General features: G+C 74.8%; 2 protein-coding genes. One reads left to right on the forward strand and one right to left on the reverse strand.

What is annotated here, in order from left to right; genetic code table 11:
* Positions 1-1,580, forward strand: a 1,580-nt coding sequence (locus AOK15_RS39355; RefSeq protein ID WP_420877032.1) for a tetratricopeptide repeat protein, incomplete at its 5' end; no start/stop codon positions are given.
* Positions 1,581-1,720: 140 nt separating this feature from the next.
* On the opposite strand, the gene nucS is transcribed toward AOK15_RS39355, so the two are convergent.
* Complete coding sequence (gene nucS / locus AOK15_RS39360) at positions 1,721-2,401, reverse strand: endonuclease NucS (protein WP_055717358.1); 681 nt, start codon at positions 2,399-2,401, stop codon at positions 1,721-1,723.
* Between the last annotated feature and the right edge of the window lie 35 nt (positions 2,402-2,436).

Here is a 2,436-nt window from a genome sequence, read left to right on the forward strand (position 1 = left end):
TCACCGAGGGCGGCGTCGGCGACACCCACGCCGACGCCGCCCTCGGTGAACTGGTCGCGTGCGCCCTGGTCACTCCGGTCGGCGCCCGCTACCGTCTCGCGACGGGCGTACGGACCCAGCTGGAGGCCGCCGGATACGGCGACGGGGCCGAGGACAGGGCCCGTACCGCCGCCCAGCACTACGCCTGGTGGGCCGGGCACCCGTCGGTCACCCCCGAACGGGTCTCCGCCGAGGCGGACGCCCTGCTCGCCGCGCTCACCGCCCTCGCGCCGCTCACCTCGCCCGCCGAGGACGAGGAGGGAAGCGTCGCGGTGCGGCTCGCCCGGCAGGCGGCGCCCGCGTTCGCGGCGGGCCTGCACTGGAACGCCTGGGAACGGGCGCTCCGGGCGGGCGTCGAGGCGGCCCGCCTCGCCGAGGAGGTCGGCGAGCAGGCGTACTTCCACCACGAGCTGGGTGTCCTCGCGCTGTGCCGCGGCCGGCTCGACGAGGCCCGCGCCGAGCTGGAGGCGTCCATCGGGCTGCGCGGCATCCTCGTCGACAAGCGCGGCACCGTCGCCGGCCGCAGGGCCCTCGCCCTGGTCGCCGACCGCTCGGGGGCGACCCCGCCCGGCGGGCGCACGGCGGCGGGGGAGGAGGTGCCCGACGCACGGCACGAGGAGTCGGCCTCACCGCCCGGCGGAGTGCCCTCCGGGTACGCCCCGGCCGGCTTCGGCGCGGCCGTCGGCCCGGCCGTGTCGACGGGGGAATCCACCCTCGTCACCCAGCACACGGGCGGCTCGCCCGCCCACCGGGGCGGTGTCCTCAAGAGCTTCGTCGGCGGCGCCCGGCGCAACCTGGTGGCCGCGGGGGCGGGCGCCCTGCTCGCCGCCGTGCTCGGCACCGTGGTGACGCTCGGCGCGACCTCCGACAAGAACAACACCCCGGCCGAGCGGATCGGCGTCAACCCCTCCGCCAGTGAGGGCGCCGACGACGGCGGCCTCGGCGCCGACCGCGCCAAGCAGGGCGAGGGCGACGACGGCCCCGGCGTGCTGCCCGAGCCGAGCGACCCCGGCCCGGACGGGACGTACGGCACCGCGGACGACCCGACGCCCAGCGAGTCGGCGAAGCCGTCGAAGGACGACAAGCCGTCGCCGTCCGAGTCGTCCGGTTCGTCGGACGGCGGCACGAGCGGTGGTTCCTCGGGCGGGTCCGGCAGCGGTTCCGACGGCGGGACGACCGGCGGGAGCAACGGCGGGACGACCGGCGGTGACACGGGCGGCGCGGACGGCGGCACGTCCGGCGGCGGGACCACCACGGGCGGGACCACCGGCGGTACGGACGGCGGTACGACGGACGGCGGGACCACCACGGGCGGGACCACCAGCGGTACGGACGGCGGCACCACCGGTGACACCACGGGTGGTGCCGACGGCGGCACCACCGGGGGTACCACGGACGGCGGGACGACCACCGACGGGACGACGGGCGGGGCCGACGGCGGGACGACCGCCGGGACCACGGGCGGCACCGCGCCGTCCAACAGCGTCTCGGCGAGCGCCTCGCAGAGCGGTCCCGAGACGCCCGGCGGCGCCCTCGCCTGACGTTCCGACCACCAGGTCACGGAGAACGGGGCACAGGCAACAGGTCACAGCGACCAGGTCACAGACAACGTCACAGGCAACAGGTCACAGAGAAAGGGCCGGGTCCGTTCCGCGGACCCGGCCCCTCGTCGTGAAATGGCTCAGAACAGCCGCAGCTTGTCGTCCTCGATACCGCGCAGGGCGTCGTAGTCCAGGACCTGGCAGTCGATGCCCCGGTCGGTGGCCAGCACCCGGGCCTGAGGCTTGATCTCCTGTGCGGCGAAGACACCGCGGACCGGCGCGAGGTGCGGGTCGCGGTTCAACAGCTCCAGGTAGCGCGTGAGTTGCTCGACACCGTCGATCTCGCCGCGCCGCTTGATCTCCACCGCGACGGTCGCGCCCGCGGCGTCCCGGCACAGGATGTCGACCGGGCCGATCGCCGTCATGTACTCACGGCGGATGAGGGTGTAGCCCTCGCCCAGGGTCTCGATGCGGTCGGCGAGCAGCTCCTGGAGGTGCGCCTCCACCCCGTCCTTGATCAGACCGGGGTCGACACCCAACTCGTGCGAGGAGTCGTGGAGGACCTCCTCCATGGTGATGATGAGCTTCTCGCCCGCCTTGTTGATGACGGTCCAGACGGCAGGCGTGCCGTCCGGGTCCCCCGCGTCCTCCTTCAAGGTGCACGGCGGCGACATCCAGTTGAGGGGCTTGTAGGCCCGGTCGTCCGCGTGGATCGAGACGCTGCCGTCCGCCTTCACCAGGATCAGACGGGGGGCCGAGGGGAGGTGGGCGGTGAGCCGGCCCGCGTAGTCGACGGAGCAGCGGGCAATGACGAGACGCATGGTCGGCAACGCTACTCGACGGCGGTGGGTACGCG

The sequence above is a fragment of the Streptomyces ossamyceticus genome, from assembly GCF_001418475.1.
In the GTDB taxonomy this organism is placed as follows: Bacteria; Actinomycetota; Actinomycetes; order Streptomycetales; family Streptomycetaceae; genus Streptomyces; species Streptomyces ossamyceticus.